The organism is Pseudomonas sp. NFPP02, from assembly GCF_900119355.1.
GTDB lineage: Bacteria > Pseudomonadota > Gammaproteobacteria > Pseudomonadales > Pseudomonadaceae > Aquipseudomonas > Aquipseudomonas paracarnis.
On sequence record NZ_FPJI01000004.1, the window covers coordinates 41,906 to 63,015 of the forward strand.

The window sequence follows — 21,110 nt, forward strand, 5'->3', positions numbered from 1 at the left end:
CCTCATCAGTGGTCCCACGGGACGCTCATCCAGAAATGAACGGCACGCATGCGCTCGGGGGCTTTTTGGGCCGCAAAGCCAGCGCTGCCGGCATTCCTTACAGAAGCTGCTTTCAAAGTTTTACGCCTGCAGAACGGAGCTGATGAGGGTTGGCGCGGGCTCTGACCTACCGGGTCGAACCTGCGCCAACACCGTTCTGAAGGAACGACTGTGCTCGTGACGCTTTGAAAACAGCTTCCAGCGGATTATTGGCGCCTTACAAGGCCGGGTGATTCTACGGCAAAAAAAATCTAAAGGTAAGTTGCCTGCTCAAGTTTGCTGGGTGATCAACCTTAGACAAAGGGCTAACATGGCACACTGTTTCGCTGATTTGCGTGTTGCTGCTTATGCCCAACCAAACCATCAAGACCCCCTGCGTCGGCCTGTGCTCCACGGTCTACGGCGATCTCGTGTGCCGTGGATGCAAGCGCTTCCACCATGAAGTGATCCAGTGGAACGGCTATAACGAAGAAGAAAAACGCGCGGTCTGGCTCAGGCTTGAGCAGCTGTTGGTGCAGGTCATGGCCGGTAAAGTGGAGGTTTTCGACCCCAAGACCCTGCGCGGGCAGTTGGAGCAACGCAAGATTCGCTTTGTGCCACACCAGTCCGAGTATTGCTGGGCCTACCAGTTGATCGCCCGTGGGGCCCGGGTGATCAATAACCTGGAGGCCTATGGCATGGTGCTGTTGCCGGAGTTTCGCGACTGGGCGCTGCCTGAACTGCGCGATGCCATTGATCGCGAGTTCTTTATCTTGTCCGAGGCGCATTACCAGCGCTATATCGCGCCGGGGTTCTTGAAAGATGCGCTGGGTAACTGACTGGCGAGGTCAATGTGGGAGCTGGCTTGCCTGCGATAGCGGTGTGTCAGGAGCAAATGCGCCCGCTTACCCACCGCAATCGCAGGCAAGCCAGCTCCCACATTTGGTCCACATTGCCTGAAGGTCGGTGTCAGGGCTTGGTCGCCAGCTCTTCCAGATGGTCCATGAGCGTCTGCGGTTTGAGCACCAGCACATCGCTTTGCACCGCATCCAGCACCACTTCTGCGGTATTGCCGATCAACGCCCCGGAAATCCCCGTGCGCGCCACCGTGCCGATAATGGTCACCGCCGCCTGCAACCGATGGGCGATATGTGGGATCAGCACATCGGCCGGGCCTTCCTCGATATGCAGGTGCCTGTCGTCCACGTCGAACTCGGCCTGGAAGGCCTTGCATTGCTCGCGGTAGCGCGCCTCAATGGTTTCCTTGAGCTGAAAGGTCGGGTCTGCCGCCGACAGCATGGGCGAGGGGTGAGCGCTGATCACATGCAACTGCGCTTTGGCGAGGCTGGCGATATCAAAGCCATGGTCGATGATCGAATTGTGCAGCGAGCGGTGTTCGCCGTCGGCGTTGCCCACGTCGATGGCCGCCAGGATCACGCCGCCCGCCCAGGGGGTGGCGGTCTTGACCAGCAACACCGGCGTTGGGCAGTAGCGCAGCAACTTCCAGTCCGCCGGGGTCAGCAGGGCTTTTTTCAGAGGGTTGTCGGGGAAGTGCTGTTTGATCACCAGGCCACAGCCTTCGGCTTGCTGCACATCGATGATGGTTTCATGCAGGCTGTCGTTCCAGGCCTGCTCGGTGGTGACGCTGTAGCCGTCTTCTTTCAAGCCTTCCTTGAGCAGGCTCAGTAGCGCCGAATGCTCGTGCTTCTTGTCACAGACCAGCAAGTGCAGGTGCGCGTCGGTGACTTTGGCAATCAGCTTGGCACGCTTGAGGGCCAGGCTTTCCGAATGCTCGGGCTCGATGACCACCAGGATGCTGCGGATGGCTTGCATGGTCGGGATCTCCAAAAGGGCAGGCGTTGGATAACTATAGTTGCTGCTACGCAGCCGTCATGTTGATACACATCAAGGCCGGTGGCTGGTGGTCTGCGACGGGGTCGGTATAATCGGCGCCCTTTTGTGATCCTTTGCCCGTGAGCCCGATGAACCTGCCCGAAATCCATGAATTCCTCGGCTGCCGCACCCCCGATGCCTGGGTCCAGGCCGCGTTGGCCGATCAGGAAACCCTGCTGATCGACCACAAGAACTGCGAATTCAAAGCCGCCAGCACCGCCTTGAGCCTGATGGCCAAGTACTACGGCCACGTTGACCTGATCAACATGATGTCGCGCCTGGCCCGCGAAGAGTTGGTGCACCACGAGCAGGTCATGCGCCTGATGAAAAAGCGCAAGGTCGAACTGCGTCAACTGCACGCCGGCCGTTACGCCTCGGGTTTGCGCAAGGTGGTGCGCAGCCATGAGCCGGTCAAGCTGGTGGATACCCTGGTGGTGGGGGCCTTTATCGAAGCGCGCAGTTGCGAGCGGTTCGAAGCGCTGGTGCCGCATTTGGACGAAGAACTCGGCAAGTTCTATTTCGGCTTGCTCAAAAGCGAGGCGCGGCACTTCCAGGGCTACTTGAAGCTGGCATACCAGTACGGCGACGCCAAGGATATCGCCCAGGTGATCGAGCGGGTACGGGCCACCGAGCAGGACCTGATCGAATCACCCGACGTCGAGTTCCGCTTTCACAGTGGCGTGCCAGCCTGAGGCCACGGCCACACCGATCAAGGCGGTGATCCCGGTCAGCAGCAGGATCACCGTTGGCGTGCCCAAAGGCGCTGCCAACACGGCAATCATCAAGCCCGCCAAGGGCTGGGCCAGGTTGTTGAGCAAGGTCATCACGCCAACGGTCTTGCCGAAGTCCTGCACCGGAATCACCCGTTGGCGGGTGCTGCGCAGGTACACGTTGAACATCTTGTCGAAGCCGGTCAGCAGCAGGAACCCCACCGTGTAGGCCCACACGCCGGGGCTGAGCGCGGTGATCAGCGCGCCGACGGTGATCATCGAGTACGACAACCCGCCCAGTACCTTCAGCTTCAGTGATGAATGCGCCAGGTAGAACAGAATCGCGATTGTCACCAGCGCCCCGGCGGCTTGCAGCAGGGCATAGGCGTCTTTGCCCGCTGCGTAGTGGCCGGTGACCATGGCAGCCGAGGTAGCCAGCGTCACGCCGACCATCAGGTTCACACCGACCGCCAGGACGATGATGCGTTTCAACTCCACCCGGTTGAGGATGTGGCCAAAAGCGGTGCGCAGGGGTTGCAGCCAGTTACCCGGCTGTTGTTCATGGATGTGCAGGTCCACCGTGGTGTTGCGCTGCCAGATCAGCATCGCCAGGTCTGCCAGCACAAACAGCGCGGCGACGCCCAGCACTACCCATGGCCACGCCCAGACTTCCAGCATCAGCGCCGCCACCAATGGCCCGAGCACCAGTCCGCCCTGGTCGGCGATCTGCGAATAGGACAAGGTCTTGGCGTAGGTGTACTGCCCGAAGATATGCGGCATCACCACTTCCCGCGCCATGATGCCCTGGGTGGTCAACACGCCGCACAGCGCGGACAGCATCACCAGCCAATGGATACCGTCGAACAGCCCATACAGCGCCATCGCCACCACGCAGGCCAAGGCCCGATACACCTGGCTGATATGCAGGATACGCACCGGTGAAAACCTGTCGCACAACGCGCCGCACACCGGAAACGCCAGGTAGCGCGGCAGTGACTCGATAAAAAACGCCAACCCCGCCCACGACACGCTTTGCGTGGTCTGGAACACGATCAGTGGCACGATAAACAGCAGAACCTGGTCGGCCAGCCGTGAAAGGAACAGCGAAATGAAGAACGCCAGGTAATCCTTGCGCATGGAACTCCCTGTCAATGGCGTTAAAAACTGCAGGCTATTTGTTAAAAACTCTTAAAAGCATGAAGCTTCTTCGCTGGGGACTGTTCAGCCACCTCTGTCGGCCAGCTTGCCACCTATAATGGCCCCATTTCAATCCGCGCATCCACACTGAGAACTTATGGAAAACCTGGGTCTGGGCAAGGTCCTGCTCGTTGAGGACGATGAAAAGCTGGCAGGGCTGGTCTCGCATTTTCTGTCGCAGCATGGTTTCGAGGTACGGGTGGTGTACCGGGGCGATGAAGCCCTGGCGGCGTTCCTGGATTTCAAGCCGAAGATCGTCGTGCTCGATCTGATGCTGCCGGGTCAGAGCGGGCTGCATGTCTGCCGCGAGATTCGCAACGTGTCGGACACGCCCATCGTGATCCTCACCGCCAAGGAAGATGACCTGGACCATATCCTTGGCCTTGAGTCCGGTGCTGACGACTACGTGATCAAGCCGATCAAACCGCCGGTGTTGTTGGCGCGCCTGCGTGCGCTGCAGCGCCGCCAGGTGCCCGAGCCCACCGTGCGCGGTGCCCTGGAATTTGGCCGCTTGTCGATTGATCGCAGTTGCCGGGTGGTCCGCCTGGGCGGCGAGACCATTGACCTCACAACCATGGAGTTCGAGTTGCTGTGGTTGCTGGCCAGCAGCGCGGGCAAGATCCTCTCTCGCGACGACATCCTCAATCGCATGCGCGGCATTGCCTTTGACGGGCTGAACCGCAGCGTAGACGTGTACATCAGCAAACTGCGCGGCAAGCTCAATGACAACCCCCGCGAGCCGGTGTGCATCAAGACCATCTGGGGCAAGGGCTACCTGTTCAATCCGTTCGCGTGGGAGGTGTAGATGCTGCGCTTGTACCTGCGCCTCTATTTGATTCTCGCGCTCGGTCTGGCCGGGTCGATCTGGTTGGTCAACTTCGGCCTGGACGCTTACATGCCCGAGTCCAACGAAACCTATAACCGTGAAGCCCTGCGCGGCCCGGCCTGGGCCCTGGTGGAACAGTTGCGCCCCGTGCAGGCAGAGGCGCGCCAGGCACGCCTGGACGAACTGCAACCGCATTACGGCTTGCGGCTCGAACTGGTGCAGCGCGACACCCAGGATTTGAGCGAACGGGAACAGAAACTCCTGGCGGCTGGCCAGGTGGTGGTGCGCGAGGACTTCATGAAATTTCTTGCGCCTATCGACGACGGCCCGCAACTGCTCGAAATCAGATTGCCGGAGGAACCCAAGTGGTTGTACCTCTGGGCCTACGCTTTCCTGGGCGTGAGCCTGGCCATCGTCCTGTATTTCTGGGTGCGTCCACACTGGCGCGACCTGGAGCACATCCGCCTGGCAGCGCAACGTTTCGGTGACAATGACCTGGGCTCGCGCATCTTGTTGCCGACTCGCTCCACCGTGCGTTCACTGGCCGGGCACTTCAACCAGATGGCCGAGCGCATCGAAGGTTTGATCGCCAACCAGCGCGAACTCACCAACGCGGTCTCCCACGAATTGCGTACGCCGATTGCGCGGCTGTCATTCGAGCTGGACCAGCTCAGGCAGCAGAGCGACCCACGGCAAAGCCGAGCATTGATCAACGACATGTACGCCGACCTCGGTGAGCTGGAAGAAATGGTCTCCGAGCTGTTGACCTATGCCAGCCTTGAGCCAGGCGCGACCCAGGTCACTCGCGAGCAAATCGAGGCCCACAGTTGGCTCGACAGTGTGATCGGCAGCGTGGCCCTGGAGGCCGAAGCGGAAGGGGTGCAGTTGTCGTTGCGCACCTGCGAGGTGGACGTTATCCAGATCGAGCCACGCTTTATGGCGCGGGCCGTGATCAACCTGCTGCGCAACGCGATTCGTTATGCTGATCGTCGCGTGGAAGTGTCGCTGGTCAAGTTTGGCAGCGGTTACGAAGTGCGGGTCAACGACGATGGGCCGGGAGTACCGCTGGAGGGTCGCACCAAGATATTCGAACCCTTCCTGCGCCTTGACGCCAGCCGCGACCGCCGCACAGGCGGATTTGGTCTGGGCCTGGCGCTGGTCAAGCGTGTCAGCCAGTGGCATGGCGGGCAGGTGGAAGTGCAGGATTCGGAGTGGGGCGGGGCGTCGTTTCGAATGACGTGGGCCTATGCAGAGTAAGGGGGCTTGCCCCAATGCCATCCTGTAGGAGCGAGCTTGCTCGCGAAAAGCCTCAACGATAACGCGTGTTCTCTGGATAAACGCGGCGCCTGCGAGTTTTTCGCGAGCAAGCTCGCTCCTACAGAGGGCAAGTCAGATCAGAAGGTGTACTGCAGCTCCCCCAACACCGATGCCTGCAGCCGCTGCTCCACGATCGGGCTCTTGCCTGCTTCATCCGCCAGGTATTGCACATCCAGCAAGGTCGAGAACTGCGTGTGTTCGTTGATCGGCACGCTCCATGAGAGGTTCATGCCATTGCTGATATTGCCGGCCCTTGCCTTGTATTCCTTGAAGCGGCTGCGGGTGGCCTGGTCGGCAGTCACGCCGTACCAGGTTTGCAGGTAGTTGCGGTCACCGAAGTGGCTGTTGATGGCGGCATCGACGGAGCCGTAGCGGCCTTCATAGAGATTGGTACCCAGGCTCAACTCCAGGTGGGTAAAAGCTTTGCCGGTTTCCTTGTGTTTATCTTCTTCAAGCGCATGTTCCAGGGTGGCGCCGATGATCACACCTCCGAGGTTGTAGGCGGCACTCACCCCCAATTGCGGACGTGACTTGATCTCGCCCATGCCTTTGAGGCGTTTGGAGCCGGCATGCATGCTTTCATTTTTATCCTTGCGCGAATCGCTTGCGCCAACGTATGCGCTGAAGCTCAGGGCATTGCCTTCGTAACCCCAGCCCAAGCCCGTATCAGTGTCGAGGAAGACGCCCCAGGGGCTGATGATTCTGCCGCCGAGCACAGGCGCCGTCATACGTTCGTCGCTGCCACTGTAGCGGGGGGCGTTGGCCATGCCGGCCTCGAGACTGTATTGCCAGTCTTCGGCAAGCGCCGTATCGGCGGCGGCGAGCAGGCACAGTGAGGTCAATGACAGGCACAGGTTTTTTGAGTGCATCAGGGTGTTTTCCTGGTTAGAGGTTCAAGGGTGTGTGGGGTGAATGGGTGCGTTTGAACGAGTAGCCCGAAGCACTCAGGCCGTTGACCTGGCGGCTGACGGTATCGCCCAGGCCGTAGCCGTTGCCGGCCAGCACCGCATGGGCGTTGTCGATGGGCAGCAGGATGTAGTCGGTCAGCGGCTCGCCGTGCAATTGGCCGCGAATCACCAGGAAACCGTCCTCCTGGCGCACGCTGATGCCACTCAATGGCGCGTCGGGTTCATGGCTGCTGAGCACCTGGTAGGTGCCGACCGTGTTGGCCCACGCGGCGGACAAGGGCGGCGGCTCGATGCGCTCGCCGATGGCAATGCGTTGGCCGTGGCTGCGGGCGGTGAGCATTTGGCGGCCTTGTACCGTGAGCACATCCAGCTGCACGCGGCCCAACTCGCCGAGGTCCTTGCGCCAGAACCCCAGTATCTTTTTCTGCGCCCGCAGCCAGCCTTGCTCATCACGCAATAGCTGGAAATTGTAGCCGGCCAGTTCACCGCTCAAGCGCGCATGCTCATCCCTGATGCGGAACACGCCCCAGGCGGTGGCGTAGAAGCCTGCCAGACGCTTGCGATCCACCGCCGCCGGTACATGGCGCAGCTTGAGGCCGTGGCTGGGGGCCTGGCAGTCATCGGCGCATACGGGCTTGCCGGTCTGAGCCTGGAGCATCAGGCGCAGGCTGTCGGTGGTCAGCGACACCACCATGTCTTCGGCGTTGCTGTCGTTGGCCATGATGACCACGGCCAGTTGCTGATCCGGCAGCAGGGTCAACTGGGCCACGAAGTCGTCGCCGCCACCGCTGTGCTGGTAGGTGCGCACACCGGGGCCGATGGGCTCGTCACCACAGGGCGCCAAGAACCAGCCCAAGCCCATCTGGCAGTCGAAATCCAAGGCATTGCCGGTGTTTTGCTGGGTAAACATGGCGTCGATAGACGTGCTACCGAGGATCTGGCTGCCCTTGTAGGTGCCCTTGGCAAACAGCATGCGTACGTAGCGGCTGAGGTCTTTGGGGCTGGTCCACAGGCCGCCGGCGGCGAGGTCACGCACCTGTGGGTCGGTGCTGGCCTTGCCATCCTCGTAGCCGTGGGCGCGATAGCTCATTTGCGCACCGGTGCCCAGGAAACTGGACTGGTTCATTCTCAAGGGTGTGAGCAGGCTGCTTTGTAACTGGGCTTCGAAGCTTTTGCCGCTGCTGCGCTCAATGGCGGCGCCCACCAAGGCATAGCCAAGGTTGGAATACGCCACCTGGGAACCCGGCAGGCTGCTCAGCCACACACCCGACACACGCATCGGCATCTGCCCCATGGCATAGGTGCTGCGCAGGTCGCGCAGGTGCTCGCTGGGCAAGCCGGATTGATGGCTGAGCAAGCGCCGCAAGGTGATCGCTCGATCCGCCTCGGCCTGGTCGCTGTGAAAGCGGGAGCGTACGTAGAACTCACGCAGGGTCTGCTGGATCGGCGCATCCAGCGCCAGGTGTTGCTGCTCCACCAGTTGCAGCGCTGCCGTGGCGCTCAGCAGCTTGGAGATGCCACCTGCGCGAAACGCGGTATTGGGCGTGACCGGCACCCCCAGGTCTTTGTCAGCCAGGCCAAAGCCGCGGGCCCAGATCAGCTCCTGGCCATTGACCAGGGCAATCGACAATCCCGCCACATTGTCCCGCGCCATCTCCTGGGGAATGCGGGTTTGCAGGTAGCGGATGATTGCGCCGTAATCACCTTTTTGAATCGGCGGCGGGGCAGGCGGTTGCGAGTGGCAACCGATACTGCCCAACAGGCAACCCAATAGCGGAATACCGCGCAGTCTGCGAAACATCAAGAGCACCCGAATGATGATTTGGATGCTGGAATGCTAGGGCGGCGGGTACTGAGAATCTTTGAGTGCTTTGTCGGGAAACTGTCAAAGACTGTTAACGGCCGCTTATAAAAACATCAGGATTTGCCCAGGGGGGCAGGCATCAACGTGGCGATCAGGGCGCGTATGGTCCCCGGCAGCGCTTCCAGCTCGCGTACCAGGATGCTGCGCTCGCGAATCGCCCAGGGCTCGTCCAGTTTTACCGTCACCAGCTGCATGGTGCGGCTGTGACGCAGGGCGGCGGACTCTGGAATGATGCCAATGCCCACGCCGGCCTCGACCATCCGGCAGATCGCCTCGAAGCTCGAGACCTGGATACGCAGCGACAATTGCTTGCCCAGACGCTCGACGTGTTCGCGCAGGAAACTCAACAGCGTGCTGCCTTCATGCAGGCCGATATGCTGATACGCCAGGGTCTGCTCAAGGGTCACCGAAGGCTGGTCGGCCAACGGATGCCCGACGGGTACCATCAGCACCAGTTCGTCGGTGCTGAAATGCAACACTTGCAGGCCGGAGGCTTCCACGGGGCCGGCGATGATGCCCATGTCACTGGTGCCATCGAGCACCCCACGCACGATGTCCCGCGACAGGCGCTCCTGCAGGTCGACGGTGACGCCCGGGCGCTGTGACAGAAAGCCTGCCAAGACCTCCGGCAAAAACTCGGTGACCGCCGTGGTGTTGGCGAAGATACGGATATGCCCGGCCGAATCCACGCCGTATTGGGTGAACTCGCTTTTGAGGTAATCCACCTGGCGCATGATCAACCGCGCATGGTGTAACAGGCGCTCGCCTGCCGGGGTGATCTCCACGCCTCGGCTGTCGCGGTACAACAGGCGCGTGTCGAGCTGACCTTCCAGGGCCTTGATCCGCGCACTGGCGGCAGCCGGCGACAGGAAGGCGCGCTTGGCACCCTGGGTGAGGCTGGGGGATTCGGCGATATGGATAAACAGGCGCAGGTCGGCGAGATCGAAGTGCATGCAAAACTCCAGGCTTGTGATCACCCGTGGCGAGGGAGCTTGCTCCCGCTGGACTGCGAAGCAGACCTGTTTTTTGGGGCCGCTTCGCGCCCCAACGGGAGCAAGCTCCCTCGCCACAAGAGGTACGCATAGGAATGGTGCGTTCAGCTTAACCGAACGCTGGTTTATTGAAATGCAAATTCTCAGAACGGGCAGGCCCTTGCATGATCCACGGCAGACACCCACTGCCTGAGGACCTGCACCCGATGAGCGCCACTGATTGGATCGGCCGAAGTGAGACCGCCCACGACCACCTGAGTCATAACCTGCTCAAGCGCATCGCCGCGACGTTAGGTGAAGAGGTGCCTGCCGACGGCGACGCTGTGCCTGCGTTGTGGCAATGGTGCTTTTTCCAGGACCCGCTGCCGGAGGTGGCGTTGGGCAGCGACGGCCACCCGGCACGCGGCGGGTTCCTGCCGCCGGCCGATAACCGCAATCGCATGTGGGCCGGTGGGCGTCTTGAATTTCTGCAGCCACTGCGGGCTGGCGAGGCGGCTACGCGCGTGTCGACCATCACCCAGGTCGAAGAAAAGACCGGGCGCACCGGCTCACTGCTATTTGTCACTGTGCGCCATGACTACTCCCAGGAAGGGCGGCTGGCCATCCGCGAGGAACAGGACATCGTCTACCGCGAACCCACGCCACCCAAGCCTGGCAGCGGCGACGCGCTGGCCCGGGGCGAATGGACAGAGGCCGTCGAGCCGACGCCGACCCTGTTGTTCCGCTACAGCGCCGTCACGTTCAACGGCCACCGCATCCACTACGACTACCCCTATGTCACCGGCACCGAAGGCTATGCCGGCCTGGTGGTGCATGGCCCGCTGATCGCCACTTTGAACCTGCGTGCGTTCTGCCGGGCGCACCCTGAGGCGACCCTGCGCCGCTTTGCCTATCGCGGCGTGCGCCCACTGATTGCGCCACAGCCTTTTGAGGTCGGCGGGCGCATCACCGCAACCGGCGTCGCAGAACTCTGGGCTGGCAACACTGAAGGCCTGGCACAGACCGCCCAAGTGCATTTCGAATAACCCGATAACAACAGGCGGAGAGCCGTTAATGAATGCCCATGACAACGAAGAACTCAAGGCCATCCGCGAAGGCGTGCGCGCCTTGTGCGCCGAGTTCGATGCCGCTTACTGGCGCAAGATCGATGAAAAAAAAGGCTTCCCTGAAGCCTTCGTCAAGGCCCTGACCGACGCCGGTTGGCTGTCGGCCATGATCCCCGAGGAATACGGCGGTTCCGGCCTGGGCCTGGCCGAAGCCTCGGTGATCCTTGAGGAAGTCAACCGCTGCGGCGGCAACTCGGGCACCGTACACGGCCAGATGTACAACATGTTCACCCTGCTGCGTCACGGCAGCGAGGCGCAAAAACGCTACTACCTGCCCAAGCTGGCCAGCGGTGAATTGCGCCTGCAGTCGATGGCCGTCACCGAGCCCACTACCGGCACCGACACCACCAAGATCAAGACCACGGCGATCAAGCGCGGCGACAAGTACGTGATCAACGGCCAGAAAGTCTGGATCTCTCGGGTACAGCATTCCGACCTGATGATCCTGCTGGCGCGCACCACGCCTTTGGCCGACGTAAAGAAAAAGTCCGAAGGCATGTCGATCTTCCTAGTGGACCTGCGCCAGGCCATCGGCAACGGCCTCACCGTGCAGCCCATCGCCAATATGGTCAACCACGAGACCAACGAGCTGTTCTTCGACAACCTGGAGCTGCCCCTGGACAGCCTGATTGGCGAGGAGGGCAAGGGCTTCAAATACATCCTCGATGGCCTGAATGCCGAGCGTACGCTGATTGCCGCCGAGTGCATCGGTGACGGCCGCTGGTTCATCGAAAAGGCCAGCGCCTATGCCCGCGACCGTGTGGTGTTTGGCCGGCCAATCGGGCAGAACCAGGGCGTGCAGTTCCCGATTGCCGAGGCGCATATCGAGATCGAAGCGGCCGACCTGATGCGCTGGCGTGCCTGCGAGGAATACGACAGCGGCAAGAACGCCGGGGCCAGTGCCAACATGGCCAAGTACCTGGCGGCCAAGGCGTCCTGGGAAGCGGCCAACGCCTGCCTGCAAACCCACGGCGGCTTCGGCTTTGCCTGCGAGTACGACGTGGAGCGCAAGTTCCGCGAAACCCGCCTGTACCAGGTGGCGCCGATCTCCACCAACCTGATCCTGTCCTACGTGGCCGAGCATTTGCTCGAATTGCCACGCAGCTTCTGAGGGCCTTGAGCATGCATCATACCCAAGCCCTGTGCCGGTTCCTGGCCGAGCTGACGTACTCACAATTGCCCGAGCCCGTGCTGGCGCGCACCGAAGAGCTGTACCTGGATTGGCTCGCATCAGCCTTGGCCAGCCAAGGCGCGCACCCGATCCCCTTGTTTGAACGCTACGCGCAGAAGATGGGCCCGAGCAGCGGCCCGGCCCAGATGATCGTCAACGGCACCGGCACCAGCGCGTATTTCGCCGCACTGGTCAACGCCGCCTCCTCACACCTGGTGGAGCAGGATGACCTGCACAACAGTTCCGTGCTGCACCCGGCCACCGTGGTGTTTCCCGCCGCGTTGGCGGCTGCCCAGGACCTCGGCAAGTCTGGCCGTGAACTGTTGCTGGCCTCGGTGGCCGGCTACGAGGCGGGGATTCGCATCGGTGAGTTCATGGGCCGCTCGCACTACCGCATCTTCCACACCACGGCCACGGTCGGCACCCTGGCGGCGGCGGTCGCGGTGGGCAAGTTGCTCGATTTCAACGAAGAACAATTCATCAACCTGCTCGGCAGCGCCGGCACCCAGGCTGCCGGGCTGTGGGAGTTTCTGCGCGATGCCGCCGACTCCAAGCAACTGCACACGGCCAAGGCGGCGGCGGACGGCTTGCTGGCGGCTTACCTTACGGCCGATGGGCTGACCGGCGCGCGCAATATCCTTGAAGGTGAGCAAGGTTTGGCGGCCGGTATGTCCAGTGATGCCCAACCGGGCAAATTGTCTTCCGAGCTGGGCAGCCGTTGGGCGCTGGTGGAAACCTCGTTCAAATTCCACGCCTCCTGTCGCCACACCCATCCTGCTGCCGATGCGCTGCTGGACGTGATGCAGCGTGAAGGCCTGAGCGCTGCGCAGATCTCCCAGGTGCAAACCCACGTGCACCAAGGCGCCATTGACGTACTCGGCCGAGTGACGGTGCCGGCCACCGTGCACCAGGCCAAATTTTCCATGGGCACGGTGCTTGGGCTGATCGCTGTGCATGGCAAAGCCGGTTTGCCTGAATTCCATGAGCTGGCGTTGACCGATCCTGCGGTCGCGGCGTTTCGCGACAAGGTCTGCATGACCCTGGACGCGGAAGTCGACAACGCCTACCCGCAACGCTGGCTGGGCCGCGTCACGGTCACCACCACCGATGGCCGCACGCTGCGCGGTGCCATTGATGAACCCAAGGGCGACCCGGGCAACACCCTGAGTCGGGCCGAACTGGCGGATAAATTCCAGCGCCTGGCCCAATTCAGCGGCGCCCGCACCCCGGCCCAGGCCAGAGGCCTGATCGAGCAGGTGTGGAACCTGCGCACTACCGCGTCCATGGCCCATTGGCTTTGAGGGATTTGTCATGACTGAACAACGACCGCTGGACGGCATCACCGTCGTCAGCCTGGAACACGCGATTGCCGCGCCATTTTGCACGCGCCAGCTGGCCGATCTCGGTGCCCGGGTCATCAAGGTAGAGCGCCCCGGCACCGGCGACTTCGCCCGTGGCTATGACGAGCGGGTGCGTGGCCTGGCGTCGCATTTCGTCTGGACCAACCGCTCCAAGGAAAGCCTGACCCTGGACCTCAAGCAGGACGAGGCGGGCGCTATTCTGGATGCGCTTTTGGCCGATGCCGATGTGTTGGTGCAGAACCTTGCCCCCGGCGCGGCAGCGCGCATGGGCTTATCGTTCGAGGCGCTGCACGTGCGCTTTCCACGCCTGATCGTCTGCGATATTTCCGGCTACGGCGAAGGCGGGCCCTACGAGAAAAAGAAAGCCTACGACCTGCTGATCCAGAGCGAGGGCGGCTTCCTCTCGGTGACCGGAGGCCCAGAAGAAGAACAGATGGCCAAGGCCGGTTGCTCCATCGCGGATATCTCCGCCGGGATGTACGCCTACAGCGGCATTCTGTCGGCGCTGCTGCTACGCGGCAAAACCGGCCAGGGCAGTCGCATCGATGTGAGCATGCTCGAAAGCCTGGTGGAGTGGATGGGCTACCCGATGTATTACGCCTTCGACGGCGCGCCGCCGCCACCGCGTGCGGGTGCCGCGCATTCGACGATTTACCCCTACGGGCCGTTTCCCACCGGGGGCGGCGGCACGGTGATGCTCGGCTTGCAGAACGAGCGCGAATGGGCGGCGTTCTGCGACAAAGTGCTGCTCACCCCGGCATTGGCGACGGACGAGCGCTTCAGCGCCAATTTCAAGCGCTCGGCCAACCGCGAGGTGCTGCGCCAGATCATTGTGGAGCGCTTTGCCCCACTGGACGTCGAGGCGGTGATCCAGCGCCTGGAGCACGCGCAAATTGCCAGTGCCCGGGTCAACGACATGCAAGGCGTGTGGGACCACCCGCAACTCAAGGCCCGCGACAGCTGGCGTGACGTCGACAGCCCGGCGGGGCCGTTGCCCTCGCTGCTGCCACCGGCCCGTAACGCCGCGTTTACCCCGCGCATGGACGGCGTTCCAGCGCTGGGGCAACACAGCCAAGGCATCCTCGACCAGTTGGGTTACTCCATTGAGGCCATTAACAGTCTGCGCGAGCGCGGCGTTATCTAATCAGGAATCACGTGATGCCAAAGCCATTAGTACGTTCTGCGCTGTTTGTGCCGGGCAGCCGCCCGGAGCGGTTTGCCAAGGCCCTGGCCAGCGGCGCCGACGCAGTGATTGTGGATTTTGAAGACGCGGTGGAAGAGCCGCTCAAACGTCAGGCCCGGGATAATCTGGGCGCGTTCCTGCACGCCCATCCTGAGGCCCAGGTGTGGGTGCGCATCAACGCGCCGCAACATGCCGAGCATTTTGAGGACGTGGCGTTCTGCAAGGCCCATGCAAATGTCGCCGGGGTATTGCTGCCCAAGGTCGAAAGCGCGGCCCAGGTGGCTGTGGTGGCCGCGACCGGCAAGGCTATCTGGCCGATTATCGAAAGCGCACGCGGTTTGCTGGCACTGGCGCAGATTGCCCAGGCGCCCCAGGTGGAGCGCCTGTCGTTCGGTGGCTTGGACCTGGCGCTGGACCTGAACCTGAGCAGTCACTCCCGTGCCGCCGAATTGGCCCTCGACCAGGCGCGCCTGGCGTTGATCGTGCATTCGCGCGCCGCGGGCCTGGCGGCGCCGCTGGACGGCGTGCACCCGGCCATCGACGACCCCGAAAGCCTGCACCGTTCGATCCGGCACGCCTATGAGATGGGTTTTGCCGGGGCGTTGTGCATTCATCCCAAGCAAGTGGCGGTGATCCATGCCGCGCTAGCGCCGAGCGCCCAAGAGCTGGCCTGGGCCAGGCGGGTGGTGGAGGCGGGCGCCCATGGGACAGGGGCTTATCAGATTGATGGGCAGATGGTGGATGCGCCGGTGTTGCTGCGCGCGCAACGGCTGCTCACTGCCAGCTCTGACTGACGGAACCTGGAGCCAAATGTGGGAGCTGGCTTGCCTGCGATAGCGGCAGAACAGTCAATGTCTGTGTTGCCTGACACACCGCTATCGCAGGCAAGCCAGCTCCCACACTGGACGCATTCGGCCAGGCCGAACGCAGGTATCTAAAATTCGAAATTCACGACACGCGTAACATCAGGCACCTTGCCTTAAACACAACAATAAGAAGGTGATTCCCATGCTCAAGCTTTCCCGGGCGCTGCTGTGCGCCGCCACCTTGTTTACCGCTGGCCTGGCCCAGGCGGCAGACCCGATTGTGATCAAGTTCGCCCACGTGGTTGCTGAAAACACCCCTAAAGGCCAAGGCGCGCTGCTGTTCAAAAAGCTTGCTGAAGAGCGCCTGCCCGGCAAGGTCAAGGTCGAGGTGTACCCGAATTCGTCGCTGTTTGGCGATGGCAAGGAAATGGAAGCATTGCTGCTGGGTGATGTGCAGATGCTGGCCCCGTCCCTGGCCAAATTCGAGCACTACACCAAGCAAGTGCAGATCTACGACTTGCCGTTCCTGTTCAACGACCTGGCCGCCGTCGACCGTTTCCAGGCGGCCCAGGGCAAGCAACTGCTGACCTCGATGCAGGATAAAAACATCCTCGGCCTGGCCTATTGGCACAACGGCCTCAAACAACTCTCTGCCAACAAGGCCCTGCATGAACCCAAGGACGCCCGTGGCCTGAAGTTCCGCGTGCAGGCTTCCAGTGTGCTCGAAGAACAGTTCAAGGCGATCCGCGCCAACCCGCGCAAGATGAGCTTTGCCGAGGTTTACCAGGGCCTGCAGACCGGTACCGTGAATGGCACCGAGAACACTTGGTCGAACTATGAAAGCCAGAAGGTCAACGAAGTGCAGAAGTACTTCACCGAGTCCAACCACGGCCTGATCGACTACATGGTGATCACTAACGCGACATTCTGGAACGGCCTGGCGCCGGATGTGCGCAGCACCCTGGAGCAGATCATGGCCGAGGTCACCGTAGAGGTGAACAAGCAGGCCGAAGCGCTGAACCAGTCGGCCAAGCAGAAGATCATCGACGCCAAGACCAGCGAAATCATCGAACTGACCCCCGAGCAACGTGCGCTGTGGCGCGAAGCCATGCGCCCGGTGTGGCAGAAGTTCGAAGGCGAGATTGGGGCCGGCCTGATCAAGGCGGCGGACCAGTCCAATCAGTAATCCCCTGTGGGAGCGGGCTTGCCCGCGACTGATCGTTCCCACGCTCCGCGTGGTAATGCATCCCGTGACGCTCCGCGTCGCCTTACGCACGGCGTGATACAGGACGTGGAACGTCCGGGGCGGCATTACCACGCGGAGCGTGGGAACGATCTAGCAGGTTGACCTGGCTTTTTACCTATCTCTGCCTCGCGAGGTTTTGCCATGCAAACGCTAAGACGCGTCTGGGAGCACCTGGAGGAAGGCTTTATCGCTTTCCTGCTGGCCGCCATGACCCTGGTGACGTTCGTCTACGTCATGCTCAACAACGTCTACACCCTGTTCTTTGCCCTGGCCGACAAATGGGCCTGGAGCAGCCCCTTCTTCAATGCCCTGGGCGACGGCACCATGACCTGGGCCCAAGAGATGACCTGGAGTGTGGCGCTGACCAAGGCCATGTTCGGCTGGTTGATTTTCTTCGGCATTTCCTACGGTGTGCGCACCGCTGGCCACCTGGGTGTGGACGCGCTGGTGCGGCTGACCCGGCGCCCGGTGCAGCGTCTGCTCGGCATGCTCGCCTGCCTGTGCTGCCTGGCCTATGCCGGGCTGTTCATGGTGGCCAGCTACAAGTGGGTAAGTGCGGTGATGACCGCGCATATCGGCGCCGAAGACCTCGACCAGTTCGGCATCGATGTCGGCGACATCGTGGTGATCGTGCCCATTGGCTTTGCGTTGGTATTGATCCGCTACCTGGAAATTTTCTACCGCATCTTTACCCACCGCCAGGTCGGGTTGGGGTTGGCCGACGAGGCCGGTGAGGCCAGCAAGTTGGCCGGCAGCCATGAGGAGCGTCACTGATGGCCGTGCTCTGTCTGTTTTTGCTGTTGTTCGTGTTCATGTTCCTGGGCGTGCCGATTGCGATTGCCCTGGGGCTGTCCGGTGCGGTGTCGATTTTGATGTTCAGCCAGGACTCGGTGAGTTCCCTGGCGATCAAGCTGTTTGAAACCAGCGATGCTTACACCTTCCTGGCGATTCCGTTTTTCCTGTTGTCCGGTGCCTTCATGACCACCGGCGGCGTGGCCCAGCGGCTGATCGACTTTGCCAACGCCTGTGTCGGGCATATCCGCGGTGGCCTGGCGATTGCGGCGGTGCTGGCGTGCATGCTGTTTGCAGCGCTGTCCGGGTCGTCACCGGCCACGGTGGCAGCAGTGGGTTCGATTGCCGTGGCGGGCATGGTGCGTTCCGGTTATCCGAAAGAATTTGGTGCGGGCATCATCTGCAATGCCGGGACCTTGGGCATTCTGATCCCGCCGTCGATTGTGATGGTGGTGTATTCGGCGGCGACCGAAACCTCGGTGGGCAAGTTGTTCATGGCCGGGGTGATTCCGGGCTTGCTGCTGGGCCTGATGTTGATGGTCGCGATCTACATCGTCGCCCGCATCAAGAAGCTGCCGGCGCAACCCCGGGCGACATTCCGTGAATGGCTGAGCTGTGCACGCCGAGCGTTCTGGGGCCTGTTGCTACTGGTGATCATCCTCGGCGGCATTTACAGCGGCATGTTCACCCCGACCGAAGCGGCGGCAGTGGCGGCCGTGTATTCAGCATTCGTCGCGCTGTTCGTCTACAAGGACATGAAGCTGCGCGACTGCCCCAAGGTGCTGCTGGAGTCGGGGCGCTTGTCGATCATGCTGATGTTCATCATCGCCAACGCCATGCTGTTTGCCCACGTGCTGACCACCGAACAGATCCCCCAGCAAATCACCGCGTGGGTAATCTCGGAAGGGCTGACGCCGATTGGCTTTTTGATCATGGTCAACGTGGTGCTGCTGATTGCCGGCAGCTTTATGGAGCCTTCGGCCATTGTGCTGATCCTGGCGCCGATCTTTTTTCCGATTGCGATGAAGCTGGGCATTGACCCGATTCACCTGGGGATTGTGATGGTGGTGAACATGGAAATCGGCCTGGTGCACCCGCCGGTGGGGCTGAACCTGTTCGTGACTTCGGCGGTGACCGGGCTGACATTGGGGCAGACTATTCGCGCGGCGATGCCGTGGCTGATGATTTTGCTGGTGTTCCTGATCATGGTGACGTACTTGCCGTTCATTTCCCTGGCGCTGCCGCAGTGGCTCGGAATGTAGGGTGGGAGGGGGCTTGCCCCGATGGCGATGAGTCAGACACTCCCTCATCGGGGCATAGGTATCTACATAACTCAGGGACGACGCAGGCCCTGTGGCGAGGGCGCTTGCTCCCGTGACTACCCAACGGCGGACGCTGATCTAACTGACGCGCCGCGATCCAAATGTGGGAGCAGGCTTGCCTGCGATGGCGGCCTTATTGGTCCATCGCACTCAAGATCGCGTGCGCTACTTTCACCCTTTCGGCATTCGGGTAGTTCCGGTTCGCCAGGATCACCACCCCCATGTCCTTGCTTGGCACGTACGCCACGTACGCACCAAAGCCGCCAGTGGACCCGGTTTTGTTGTACAGCACGTTGGCCGGCTCGGCCTGGGCGGGTGTCAGCCAGGTGACCTTGTGCGGCTCCATCGCCATCGGTGTGGAGTTGCCGTCCAGCAACGCTTGCAGGCTGATGGGGTAGGGGTAGCGTTCCCAGCCCAGCCCCTGGGTCATGCCGTTGACGGTGTAGTAGCCGGCGTGAGTGGTGGCAATGGCCTGTTGCACCGGTTGTTCCAGGGTTTGCGGGTGCATGTTCGCGATCACGTAGCGGGCCAGGTCCTGGCTGCTGCTCTTGATGCCGTAGGCTTCGAAGTCCAGGGCGCCGGGGTTGACGCGTACCGGTTTCTGCTGGCTGTCATAGCCCTGGGCGTACTGGCCGGCCTTGTCGGCGGGGACGCGGGTATAGGTATTGGTCAAGCCCAGCTTGGGCAGCAGGGTTTTTTCCATGGCGACGGTGAAAGGCTGGCCCAGGCTTTTTGCGGTCACATAACCGAACAGGCCAATGCTGGGGTTGGAGTAAAGGCGTTGTTCCCCCGGCGCATAAGTGGGTTTCCAATGCTGGAAGTAATCCATCATGGTGGTTGCACTGTCGGCGGCATCCGGAAACTGCAGCGTCAGGCCGCCGGCGGTGTAAGTGGCCAGTTGCAGCAGGCTGATGCGATCGAACGCGCTGCCAGCCAGGACGGGCAGATGTTGGCTGGTCATGTCCGACAGCTTGAGCTTGCCGATGGCCTGGGCATACCCGCCGAGGGTGGCGTTGAAGGTTTTGCTCACTGAGCCGATTTCGAACAGGGTGTTTTCGGTGACGGGTGCCTGGGTGTCTTTGGCGGCGACGCCGTAGTTAAAGTATTGCACCTTGCCGTGTTGGACGACCGCGACCGTCAGGCCCGGGATGCCTTGCTGTTTCATCAGAGGGGTGACGTGGCTGTCCACGACCTGGCGCATGTCGGTGGCGGCCATGCAGCTGCCGGCGCCGAGCAACAAGGCTGAAACCGCATATTTTTTCAGGGTATGTTTCATGGTTCGCTTCCATGTAAATAAGGCAATGACGATCGGAACCTGCGCAGGCGTGGCAAATGTAGGTGGATTTCCGGGTGTCGGCAAACGATGATATCTCGCACCTGCCATTAGAAAAATTTGGGTCAAGCCATGTTGCGTTCCCACCTGCCGCTCAATGCGTTGCGCGCTTTCGAAGCGTCGGCGCGCCATTTGAGCTTTACCCGTGCGGCCATTGAGCTGTGCGTGACCCAGGCGGCGGTCAGTCATCAGGTCAAAAGTCTCGAAGCGCAACTCAACGTCACGCTGTTCAAGCGCCTGCCACGGGGCTTGATGCTCACCAGCGAAGGCGAATCCCTGCTGCCCGTGCTGCGTGACGCCTTCGACCGTATTGCCCTGACCTTGGATCAGTTTGAAGGCGGCCATTACCGTGAAGTCCTGACGGTGGGGGCGGTCGGTACCTTTGCGGTGGGCTGGTTGTTGCCACGCCTGGCGGATTTTCACAGCCGCTACCCGTTGATCGACTTGCGCTTGTCCACCCACAACAATCGCGTGGATGTCGCCGCCGAGGGCCTGGATTATGCCATCCGCTTTGGCGCCGGCGCGTGGCACGGCACCGACGCCTGCTCCTTGCTTGAGGCACCGCTGACGGTGTTGTGCGTGCCGCAGATTGCCGAACAACTGCACAGCCCGGCTGACGTGCTGAAGCACACCTTGCTGCGTTCCTACCGTGCCGATGAGTGGAACCTGTGGTTCCAGGCCGCTGGTTTGCCCAGCGATACACGGATGCCGCGCAGCGTGGTGTTCGACTCTTCGCTGGCGATGATGGAGGCCGCGCTGCAAGGGACTGGCGTAGCACTGGCGCCAGCCCTGATGTTTTCACGGCAATTGGAGAACGATGTGATCCGCCAGCCGTTCGAGGTGGGGATCACCACCGGCAGCTATTGGTTGACGCGCTTGCAGTCGCGGGCTGAGACACCCGCGATGTTGGCGTTCAAAGGGTGGTTGCAGGCAAGTGTTGCCTGAGGTGACGCCGATCAGTCTAGCGAACGCAATGCCCAAAGCAACGAAGATCAAAGGTGGGAGCTGGCTTGCCTGCGATAGCGGTCGTGCAGTAACAGGTGCAGCGACTGACATACCGCATTC

19 protein-coding genes are annotated in these 21,110 nt (G+C 61.7%); 13 read left to right on the forward strand and 6 right to left on the reverse strand.

The genetic code is table 11. The features are described 5' to 3' along the window. Window positions 1-386: 386 nt before the first annotated feature. On the forward strand, window positions 387-857 hold the full coding sequence (locus BT204_RS08310) for a DUF1289 domain-containing protein (RefSeq protein ID WP_032892118.1): 471 nt from the start codon (window positions 387-389) through the stop codon (window positions 855-857). A 130-nt stretch (window positions 858-987) separates the two neighbouring features. Here the strand turns inward: BT204_RS08310 and BT204_RS08315 are convergent, their stop codons facing one another. Then, entirely contained in the window at window positions 988-1,851 is an 864-nt protein-coding gene (locus BT204_RS08315) for a universal stress protein (RefSeq protein WP_034126007.1), read from the reverse strand. Window positions 1,852-2,000: 149 nt separating this feature from the next. On the opposite strand from BT204_RS08315, the gene miaE reads away from it, so the two are divergent. Further along, window positions 2,001-2,603, forward strand: a complete 603-nt coding sequence (miaE, locus tag BT204_RS08320) for a MiaE family protein (protein ID WP_032892116.1) — start codon at window positions 2,001-2,003, stop codon at window positions 2,601-2,603. On the opposite strand, the gene BT204_RS08325 is transcribed toward miaE, so the two are convergent. Next, window positions 2,559-3,758: an MFS transporter gene (locus tag BT204_RS08325; protein ID WP_034126006.1), complete on the reverse strand. Its 1,200-nt coding sequence runs from the start codon at window positions 3,756-3,758 to the stop codon at window positions 2,559-2,561. The two genes, miaE and BT204_RS08325, sit on opposite strands and share 45 nt — an antisense overlap. Before the next feature lie 157 nt (window positions 3,759-3,915). Here BT204_RS08325 and BT204_RS08330 point away from each other — a divergent pair, with 157 nt between their 5' ends. Next, complete coding sequence (locus tag BT204_RS08330) at window positions 3,916-4,623, forward strand: response regulator (RefSeq protein WP_014718339.1); 708 nt, start codon at window positions 3,916-3,918, stop codon at window positions 4,621-4,623. Further along, window positions 4,624-5,901, forward strand: coding sequence for an ATP-binding protein (locus BT204_RS08335; RefSeq protein ID WP_034126004.1), 1,278 nt, complete (start codon window positions 4,624-4,626; stop codon window positions 5,899-5,901). Between the two features lie 137 nt (window positions 5,902-6,038). Here BT204_RS08335 and BT204_RS08340 read toward each other — a convergent pair whose 3' ends face one another. From BT204_RS08340 to BT204_RS08350, 3 genes are all read right to left on the reverse strand, one after another. Beyond that, on the reverse strand, window positions 6,039-6,830 hold the full coding sequence (locus BT204_RS08340; RefSeq protein WP_072446325.1) for a MipA/OmpV family protein: 792 nt from the start codon (window positions 6,828-6,830) through the stop codon (window positions 6,039-6,041). 16 nt (window positions 6,831-6,846) lie between these two features. Further along, a complete protein-coding gene (locus BT204_RS08345; protein WP_072446327.1) occupies window positions 6,847-8,670 on the reverse strand; it encodes a serine hydrolase domain-containing protein in 1,824 nt (607 codons plus the stop codon). 116 nt (window positions 8,671-8,786) lie between these two features. After that, window positions 8,787-9,686, reverse strand: coding sequence for a LysR family transcriptional regulator (locus BT204_RS08350; protein ID WP_034126002.1), 900 nt, complete (start codon window positions 9,684-9,686; stop codon window positions 8,787-8,789). A gap of 245 nt (window positions 9,687-9,931) precedes the next feature. Here BT204_RS08350 and BT204_RS08355 point away from each other — a divergent pair, with 245 nt between their 5' ends. The 8 genes from BT204_RS08355 (at window position 9,932) to dctM (ending at window position 18,652) form a co-directional block, all read left to right on the forward strand. Beyond that, a complete protein-coding gene (locus tag BT204_RS08355) occupies window positions 9,932-10,750 on the forward strand; it encodes an HTD2 family dehydratase (protein WP_072446329.1) in 819 nt (272 codons plus the stop codon). 28 nt (window positions 10,751-10,778) lie between these two features. Continuing rightward, window positions 10,779-11,942 (forward strand): acyl-CoA dehydrogenase family protein, encoded by a 1,164-nt coding sequence (locus BT204_RS08360; RefSeq protein ID WP_072446330.1) that lies wholly within the window; start codon window positions 10,779-10,781, stop codon window positions 11,940-11,942. Between the two features lie 11 nt (window positions 11,943-11,953). Further along, window positions 11,954-13,303, forward strand: a complete 1,350-nt coding sequence (locus BT204_RS08365; RefSeq protein WP_072446332.1) for an MmgE/PrpD family protein — start codon at window positions 11,954-11,956, stop codon at window positions 13,301-13,303. Window positions 13,304-13,313: 10 nt separating this feature from the next. Continuing rightward, window positions 13,314-14,507 (forward strand): CaiB/BaiF CoA transferase family protein, encoded by a 1,194-nt coding sequence (locus tag BT204_RS08370; RefSeq protein WP_072446334.1) that lies wholly within the window; start codon window positions 13,314-13,316, stop codon window positions 14,505-14,507. 14 nt (window positions 14,508-14,521) lie between these two features. Further along, window positions 14,522-15,340: an HpcH/HpaI aldolase/citrate lyase family protein gene (locus BT204_RS08375; RefSeq protein WP_072446336.1), complete on the forward strand. Its 819-nt coding sequence runs from the start codon at window positions 14,522-14,524 to the stop codon at window positions 15,338-15,340. A gap of 214 nt (window positions 15,341-15,554) precedes the next feature. Beyond that, window positions 15,555-16,538 (forward strand): TRAP transporter substrate-binding protein, encoded by a 984-nt coding sequence (locus BT204_RS08380; protein ID WP_034125997.1) that lies wholly within the window; start codon window positions 15,555-15,557, stop codon window positions 16,536-16,538. A gap of 201 nt (window positions 16,539-16,739) precedes the next feature. Next, window positions 16,740-17,372, forward strand: a complete 633-nt coding sequence (locus BT204_RS08385; protein ID WP_060764246.1) for a TRAP transporter small permease — start codon at window positions 16,740-16,742, stop codon at window positions 17,370-17,372. After that, window positions 17,372-18,652: a C4-dicarboxylate TRAP transporter large permease protein DctM gene (dctM, locus tag BT204_RS08390; protein ID WP_014718351.1), complete on the forward strand. Its 1,281-nt coding sequence runs from the start codon at window positions 17,372-17,374 to the stop codon at window positions 18,650-18,652. The genes BT204_RS08385 and dctM overlap by 1 nt, the downstream gene beginning before the upstream one ends. Before the next feature lie 193 nt (window positions 18,653-18,845). On the opposite strand, the gene ampC is transcribed toward dctM, so the two are convergent. After that, on the reverse strand, window positions 18,846-19,988 hold the full coding sequence (gene ampC, locus BT204_RS08395) for a class C beta-lactamase (protein ID WP_072446339.1): 1,143 nt from the start codon (window positions 19,986-19,988) through the stop codon (window positions 18,846-18,848). A 129-nt stretch (window positions 19,989-20,117) separates the two neighbouring features. Between ampC and BT204_RS08400 the strand changes: the two genes are divergently transcribed. After that, the gene (locus BT204_RS08400) at window positions 20,118-20,990 is read left to right on the forward strand and encodes a LysR family transcriptional regulator (protein ID WP_072446341.1); all 873 of its coding nucleotides are present in this window, start codon (window positions 20,118-20,120) and stop codon (window positions 20,988-20,990) included. Window positions 20,991-21,110 lie beyond the last annotated feature (120 nt).